At 66.5% G+C, this 6,886-nt stretch carries 9 protein-coding genes; 5 read left to right on the forward strand and 4 right to left on the reverse strand.

Going from position 1 to position 6,886, the window contains the following annotated elements; translation table 11 throughout:
* A complete protein-coding gene (locus tag Q1J79_RS09490; RefSeq protein ID WP_300299588.1) occupies positions 1-825 on the reverse strand; it encodes a crotonase/enoyl-CoA hydratase family protein in 825 nt (274 codons plus the stop codon).
* 134 nt (positions 826-959) lie between these two features.
* Between Q1J79_RS09490 and Q1J79_RS09495 the strand changes: the two genes are divergently transcribed.
* The 3 genes from Q1J79_RS09495 (at position 960) to Q1J79_RS09505 (ending at position 4,129) form a co-directional block, all read left to right on the forward strand.
* Positions 960-1,613 (forward strand): ribonuclease HII, encoded by a 654-nt coding sequence (locus Q1J79_RS09495; protein ID WP_300299590.1) that lies wholly within the window; start codon positions 960-962, stop codon positions 1,611-1,613.
* Positions 1,614-1,869: 256 nt separating this feature from the next.
* On the forward strand, positions 1,870-2,898 hold the full coding sequence (locus Q1J79_RS09500; RefSeq protein WP_300299612.1) for a site-specific DNA-methyltransferase: 1,029 nt from the start codon (positions 1,870-1,872) through the stop codon (positions 2,896-2,898).
* 139 nt (positions 2,899-3,037) lie between these two features.
* A complete protein-coding gene (locus Q1J79_RS09505) occupies positions 3,038-4,129 on the forward strand; it encodes a PAS domain-containing protein (RefSeq protein ID WP_300299592.1) in 1,092 nt (363 codons plus the stop codon).
* 3 nt (positions 4,130-4,132) lie between these two features.
* Here the strand turns inward: Q1J79_RS09505 and Q1J79_RS09510 are convergent, their stop codons facing one another.
* From Q1J79_RS09510 to Q1J79_RS09520, 3 genes are all read right to left on the reverse strand, one after another.
* Positions 4,133-4,576 carry a DUF3237 domain-containing protein gene (locus tag Q1J79_RS09510; RefSeq protein WP_300299594.1) on the reverse strand — a complete coding sequence of 148 codons (444 nt, stop codon included), beginning with the start codon at positions 4,574-4,576 and terminating at the stop codon, positions 4,133-4,135.
* Between the two features lie 33 nt (positions 4,577-4,609).
* Positions 4,610-5,236: a hypothetical protein gene (locus Q1J79_RS09515; protein ID WP_300299596.1), complete on the reverse strand. Its 627-nt coding sequence runs from the start codon at positions 5,234-5,236 to the stop codon at positions 4,610-4,612.
* A 184-nt stretch (positions 5,237-5,420) separates the two neighbouring features.
* Positions 5,421-5,909, reverse strand: a complete 489-nt coding sequence (locus Q1J79_RS09520) for an RT0821/Lpp0805 family surface protein (RefSeq protein WP_300299598.1) — start codon at positions 5,907-5,909, stop codon at positions 5,421-5,423.
* Between the two features lie 167 nt (positions 5,910-6,076).
* Between Q1J79_RS09520 and pdxH the strand changes: the two genes are divergently transcribed.
* Both pdxH and Q1J79_RS09530 read left to right on the forward strand, forming a co-directional pair.
* Positions 6,077-6,661: a pyridoxamine 5'-phosphate oxidase gene (pdxH, locus tag Q1J79_RS09525; RefSeq protein WP_300299600.1), complete on the forward strand. Its 585-nt coding sequence runs from the start codon at positions 6,077-6,079 to the stop codon at positions 6,659-6,661.
* Positions 6,662-6,711: 50 nt separating this feature from the next.
* Positions 6,712-6,886, forward strand: a 175-nt coding sequence (locus Q1J79_RS09530) for a cation transporter (protein WP_367182979.1), incomplete at its 3' end; no start/stop codon positions are given.

The following is a 6,886-nucleotide window of genomic DNA, read 5'->3' on the forward strand; positions in this document are numbered from 1 at the left end:
TCAGCGCCCCTTGAACATGGCGGCGCGCTTCTCGACGAAGCTGGCGACGCCTTCCTTCACATCCTCGCTGGCCATCAGGCGCTGCTGCGTGGGATGGAAATCGGCCACGGCGGCGGCCGGGCCGTCCTCCGCGGCAAGGCGGGCGTTGCGCAGCGTGGCGCTGACTGCCAGGGGTCCCTGGGCGGCGATCCTGCGCGCCATGCGCAGCGCCTCATTGAACTGGCCGCCCGGCTCGGTGACCTCCTGCACGAAACCAAGCCTGAGCGCGGTGGCAACGTCGAATTCGTCGCCGGTGAGCAGGTAGCGCATGGCATTGCCCCAGCCGGCGCGCTCGACCATGCGGATGGTGGCGCCGCCGGTGGCCATGATGCCGCGCTTGACTTCGAGCTGGCTGAAGCGGCAGTCGCTGGCAGCCACCACGATGTCGGCAGCCAGCATCAGCTCGATGCCGATCGTGTAGGTGATGCCCTGCACGGCGGCCACCACCGGCTTGGTGCGGAAGGGCGGCACATTGTTGCAGGGATCGATCTGGCCCGGCTCGACCAGCAGGTTTCTGTCGCCCATCAGCGGGGCGACCTTGGGCAGGTCAAGGCCGGCGGTGAAATGCGGGCCTTCGGCATACAGCACGGCGACGCGCGCCGCCGCATCGGCTTCGAAGGCGGTATAGGCGGCCGCCAGCTCACGCAGCATCTTGGGCGTGAAGCCATTCAGCTTGGCCGGCCGGTTCAGGCCGATCAGGAAGACCTCGCCATCGCGGCGGGTGAGGATCTCGCCATCGGGATGAGCCTGATACGTCTTCTGCTGATTCTGGGGCGCCGCGCTCATATCGTTCCTCCACAACACTTCGAACCGACTTTTCCACAGCGAGGCCGATGCGGGCAAGACGGCCGCCGGCATGACGGGATATAATGCGGCTTCGTGGCGGCAGCAGGGCGCCAAGGGGTGCCGAGGGGACCGGAATGCCGGATTTCACGCTGGAACGTAAACTGGCCGGGCTGCATGACGGGCCGGTCTGCGGCGTCGACGAGGCCGGCCGCGGGCCGCTGGCCGGTCCGGTGGTTGCCGCCGCGGTGATTCTCGACCTGCGACGCGGTCGGCGCGGCGTCCTGGCCGGGATCGACGATTCCAAGAAACTGAGCGAGGACAGGCGCGCGACGCTGTTCGCCGCGCTGCGCCAGCAGGCGCTGCAGGGCCATGCTGCGATCGGCATCGGTGCCGCCAGCGTGGCCGAAATCACCCGGCTCAACATCTTCCATGCCACCATGCTGGCGATGTGCCGCGCCGTGACGGCTTTGGGCGTGACGCCGGCGCATGCGCTGATCGACGGCAAGCATTGCCCGAAACAGCTCGGCTGCCCTGCCACCGCCGTGGTCGGCGGCGACGGCCTGAGCCTGTCCATCGCCGCCGCCTCCATCGTCGCCAAGGTGGTGCGCGACCGCGCGATGGAGAAACTGCACCGCCGTTATCCGGCCTATGGCTGGGACCGCAACAAGGGTTACGGCACGGAGGCCCATCAAAGCGGGCTGAAGCTGGCGGGGATTTCGCCGCACCACCGACTAGGTTTTGCGCCTGTACAGCAGCAGATGACTCTAGATATAGAATTAACCAATTAATAAGCTAAAGAATCTAATGACTTGCGGGTCGTTTTAGGGGGATGATCCGCAGATGGCTCCGACAATCACCGACCAGGCCCGCAGGGCACACCGCAAGGGCCATCTCAGTCTGGTCAAGACGAGCCCGGATGCGGGACGCCGCACCACCCGCGCCAAGCCGCTGGTGGCCAAACCGGCCAAGGCGGAAATCGCCCAGGCCCTGCCGCATCCCGACCTGCCGCTGGACAAGATCCTGATCGGCGAATGCATCGCCAGGATGAACAGCCTGCCGGCCGAGAGCATCGACTGCATCTTCGCCGACCCGCCCTACAACCTGCAGCTTTCCGGCGAACTGCGCCGCCCGAATGACAGCGTGGTCGATGCCGTCGACGACGACTGGGACAAGTTCGACTCCTTCTCGGATTACGATGCCTTCTCGAAAGCCTGGCTGCAGGCGGCGCAACGCCTGCTGAAGCCGAACGGCACGATCTGGGTGATCGGCAGCTACCACAACATTTTCCGCCTCGGCGCCCAGTTGCAGGATCTGGGATTCTGGATGCTGAACGACGTGGTGTGGCGCAAGACCAACCCGATGCCGAATTTCCGCGGCAAGCGTTTCACCAATGCCCATGAAACGCTGATCTGGTGTTCGAAAGACCAGGCGGCGCGCGGCTATACCTTCAACTACGACGCCATGAAGGCGCTGAACGACGATCTACAGATGCGCTCGGACTGGCTGATTCCGATCTGCTCGGGCAACGAGCGGCTGCGCGGCGAGGATGGCGCCAAGGCGCATCCGACGCAGAAGCCGGAAGCCCTGCTGCATCGCGTGATCATCGCTTCGACCAAGCCGGGCGACGTGATCCTGGATCCCTTCTTCGGCTCTGGCACTACCGGCGCCGTGGCCAAGCGGCTGGGCCGGCATTACATCGGCATCGAGCGCGAACAGCGTTATGCCAGGGCAGCCGAACGCCGCATCGCCACGGTGCAGCCCTCGTCGCCCGACGACGTGGAAGTGACGCGCTCGAAGAAAGACGAGCCCCGCGTGCCGTTCGGCTGGGTGGTGGAGCGCGGCCTGCTGGCGCCCGGCACCGTGCTGGTCGATCCCTCACGCCGCTTCTCGGCCAAGGTGCGTGCTGATGGTAGCCTGATCACCGGTGATGCAGTCGGCTCGATCCACAAGATCGGAGCCCATGTGATGGGAGCCACGGCCTGCAACGGCTGGGTGTTCTGGCACATGCAGGTGGAAGGCAAGCTGGTGCCGATCGACATCCTGCGCCAGAAACTGCGTGCCGAGCTGGCCTGACGAATTGGCCTGACAAGCTGGTCTGAATGGGGCCACGGCCTGGTTTTCCACAGCAAAGCCGTGCTCTCCACTCATCCGTGCTGGCCTCCGCGCCGACACGGATGCTAACGTCCGCCGGCCTGGAACGGGGGACCACAGCTTGGACGATCAGCCCGGCATTTCGCCGGCCCTGCTGCAACGCCTAATCGACGATGACGAGTCGCTGCTCGACCGGCACGACCCGAAGGTCGAGGCCTTGCTGATCGAGCGGCTGTACCAGAACAGTTTCGCCACGCGCTATCTGCCGATCCCGATGCTGTTCGGCGCCTTCGTCATGTACAAGGATTTCCTGACCTGGTGGCATATCGCCGGGCTGACGCTGCTCTATGCCGCCGGCACTGTCTATCTGGATTACCAGCGCGACCGTTATGCCAATGCGTCGCCCCTGATCGGCGGCAACGGCGGCGACTGGGGCCTGCGCTTCACTTTCGGCTCGGCCATCACCGGCACCGCCTGGGGCCTGCTCGGCTGGTTCTGCTATCCGCCCGGCGATTATGCCCTGCAGGCCGTGCTCGGCGTTGCCTGGGCCGGCCTGCTGATCAGCGCGATGAGTACCCGCGCCGTGCATCTGCCCGCCTTCTATGCCTTCATGATCACGATGTCGGCGCCGCCCTATGCGCGCGCCCTGCTGGAAGCCGAACCAAGCGCCATCTACATGTCGTTCTTCGGCATCATCCTGATCTTGTCCTTGAGCTTCGTGGCGCAGATGAACAACCGGCGCGAACGCTTTGCCATCGCGCTGCGTTTACGCAATGCCAGGCTGATCAGCGACCTGGACCGCGCCCGCGCCGTGGCCGAAAGCAGTCATGCCGAGCTCGATCGCGCCTATCGCAGCATGCTGGGCGAATTCACCGCGGCCCAGCGCCTGTCCGGCCATGGCAGCTGGAGCTGGCAGGCCGAGCCCGAGCGGATCGGCTGGTCGGATGAGTTCTACGGCCTGCTGGGCCTGGCGCCACAATCCTGCCCGGCGGCGCTGGCGGCCTGGCTGGAGCGCGTGCATCCCGACGACCGCGACATTGTGCGCGGCCATTACCAGCGCCTGCGCGCCGGCGCCGCGCGCGATCAGATCCGCTTCCGCCTGAATGACCGCGACCATCCCGATCACGTCCTGCAGGCGCTGGGCGAGAGCGAACGCGACGCGGATGGCCAGGTGATCCGCATTCACGGCATCCTGCAGCCGGCACAAGACTAGCGCTCAGTCGAGGGCGAAGACCTTCAGCCGCACGAGGTCGGGCCGGCGCTCGCCAAGGCCGACTGCCAGCTTGTGCACCAGCCATTGCAGAGCGGGATCGGCAGTTTCGAAGCGCATCGCCGTCCGCATGTAATAGGCAGCGGGGTCGACGGTTTCGCCGGCGGCCAGCCGGGCCATCACCTCGGCCGGACCGCTGCGCAGGCCGCGGCTCCACACCTCGATCCGTGCGCCGCCACTGGTCTGCAGCATGTAGCGCGCATCCAGATCGGCCAGGCCATCGGGACGCAGCACCTGCCAGTCGGCGCCGCCGGCCAGCACGCGACCTTCCAGCCGGCCGCTGAAGCGGCCACCGGTGATCGGCACGCAGCGGCGTTCGCCGGTTCCCGCGCGGCCAGCGCTCTGCGGCGCGGCGACCTCGACATCCAGTTCGAGCAAAGGCGTCAGCATGGTTCCTCCCGTGACGGGAGGAGGCTAGGCAAATCAGGCCGACAGGTCCACCGCCCTGCCAGGCCGCGGCGTGACGGCTGCCCTGAGACCGACGAGCTCACGGTCGGCGGCGGCGAACAGCCGCCCCATCTCGGCGCGCTCTTTCGTCTGGATATCGGGATTCATGCCGGTCAGCCGCAGCCTGCGCATGATTTTCCTGAAATCCTTGAGCAGCACCGCCGCATCATCCTGCAGCGTGGCAAGGTCGTTGCCGGTGGCTGACGTCTTGTTCTGTTTGGCGGCGGCTTGTGCGGCATCGACGAGCGGCTGCGGCACGATCCTGGCCGTGACCCCGCCGCCGGCATCGGCCAGCGCCCGGCTGATGTCGCGGGCGGCATCGCGGATATCCCGGGCCACTCGGCCCGCCATCCTGGCATCGCCCATGGCGGCCGCCGAACCTGCCGCCAGTTTCAGCCCTTCCAGCCGGATTTTCGCCTGGTCCAGTTTCCACCGGGCCGCCTCCCTGGCGGCGTTCCCCTGGCTGTTTTGCAGCTGCTGCAGAATCTCGTCGAGCTTGCGCTCGGCTTCGGTTTTCGGGCGCGCCGTCTTCTGGCCGGTCAGCGCGTCGCGCGCGGCCAGCAGGGCCTTGGGGGTGCCATTCCGGGCAATCTCGGTGACCATTCTGGCCTCCTGCCTGTCGCATGGGCGCCACGCCGGCTTCTGCCGCGCGGCCGGGCCATTCTAGACCGCCATGGTTAACCCGCCACAAAAAAAAGACGGCGCATCCGGGTGGATACGCCGTTGAGTCTGGGGGGAAGGGAAAAATACGCAGCTACTCAGGCCCTTGCGGGCGGGAAAACCCGGATCAGTTCATCACCTTCCAGCTGCCATCGGGCTGGCGGCAGGCGGTGCCATAGCCCTGCTGGCTCTGGCCGCCGACCTGGATGGTCTGCTGGAATTCGCGGCAATACTCGCCGCTGCGCGTCTGGTAGGCCGGCTGCGGCACTACAGTGCCGGCGTTGCCGCTGTCGGGGTTGCGCCAGGACACCTGGCTGCCCGAGGGGGTGCTTTCGAAGGCGCGCTGGTTGGCGCGATCCATATAGGTGCGGTCGGCCTTGTCGAGCGACTTGCCGACTTCAGAGCCGAGCAGCGCACCGATCAGGGTGCCGGCGGCAACGCCGACCAGCTGGCCGGTGCCCTTGCCGAACTGCGCGCCGGCCACGGCGCCGCCGACGCCACCCAGCACGGTGCCGACATTCTGCTTCGGGCCGCTGTCATTGGCGCAGGCGGCCAGCAGGCCGAGGATGCCCAACGCGGCGACGACAGGGACAAACCGTTTGGAAGAGGCGATCATGGATGTTGGAACCCCAAAGACATGCCCATGCCGGGCACGGGATGGAATCTGCGGGCCGATTACGGCCGGATTGCGGCAAGGATTTGGTATTGTTGCGTCACTGCGCTATATCTGCGGCGCCTGCGGAATGACTATTTAAGATTGATTATCAAAGGCTTGAACCAGACATGGATGCTGTAGCCGATCCTTTTGCTCTGTTCGCCGGCTGGCTGGCCGAGGCGGAGAAGAGCGAACCCAACGACGCCAATGCCATGGCGCTGGCCACGGCCGACACCGATGGCCTGCCCAATGTGCGCATGGTGCTGCTGAAGGGTTTCGACGACCGCGGCTTTGTCTTCTACACCAACTTCGAAAGCCAGAAGGGCCGCGAGATCCTGGCCAACAAACAGGCCGCCGCCGTGCTGCACTGGAAAAGCCTGCGCCGCCAGGTGCGGCTGCGCGGACAGGTGAGCGTGGTGAGCGATGCGGAAGCCGATGCCTATTTCGCCTCGCGCCCGCGCGACAGCCGCATCGGTGCCTGGGCCTCGCAGCAGTCGCGCCCGCTGGAAGGCCGCTTCGCGCTGGAAGCCGCGGTAGCGAAATATGCCGCCAAATACGCCATCGGCGAGGTGCCGCGCCCATCCTACTGGTCAGGCTTCCGCATCGCGCCGAGTTACCTGGAATTCTGGGCCGACCGCCCCTTCCGCCTGCATGACCGGCTGGTTTACCGCCATGCGGGCGACGGCTGGACCACCGAGCGGCTGTTTCCGTGAGCGGCGTGCAGGCCTACGTTGCCGCCGACCCGGCGCTGAAGGCCCGGCTGATGCGGCGCGCCACCTACGCCTCGGTAGGGGTAGCCGCGCTGCTGATCGCGGTGAAGGTTGCGGCCTGGCTGGCCACCGACTCGGTGTCGTTGCTGGCCTCGCTGGTCGACAGCCTGCTGGATGCGCTGGCCTCGCTGGTCAACCTGCTGGCGGTGCGCCACGCGCTGACGCCCG

Source organism: Ferrovibrio sp. (assembly GCF_029255545.1).
GTDB lineage: Bacteria > Pseudomonadota > Alphaproteobacteria > Ferrovibrionales > Ferrovibrionaceae > Ferrovibrio.

Coding starts and splice junctions, on each gene's coding strand:
- Q1J79_RS09515 (WP_300299596.1), bottom strand. CDS start 5,236: ATGGTCACCGAGATTGCCCGGAATGGCACCCCCAAGGCCCTGCTGGCC.
- Q1J79_RS09520 (WP_300299598.1), bottom strand. CDS start 5,909: ATGATCGCCTCTTCCAAACGGTTTGTCCCTGTCGTCGCCGCGTTGGGC.
- Q1J79_RS09495 (WP_300299590.1), top strand. CDS start 960: ATGCCGGATTTCACGCTGGAACGTAAACTGGCCGGGCTGCATGACGGG.
- Q1J79_RS09490 (WP_300299588.1), bottom strand. CDS start 825: ATGAGCGCGGCGCCCCAGAATCAGCAGAAGACGTATCAGGCTCATCCC.
- Q1J79_RS09500 (WP_300299612.1), top strand. CDS start 1,870: ATGAACAGCCTGCCGGCCGAGAGCATCGACTGCATCTTCGCCGACCCG.
- pdxH (WP_300299600.1), top strand. CDS start 6,077: ATGGATGCTGTAGCCGATCCTTTTGCTCTGTTCGCCGGCTGGCTGGCC.
- Q1J79_RS09510 (WP_300299594.1), bottom strand. CDS start 4,576: ATGCTGACGCCTTTGCTCGAACTGGATGTCGAGGTCGCCGCGCCGCAG.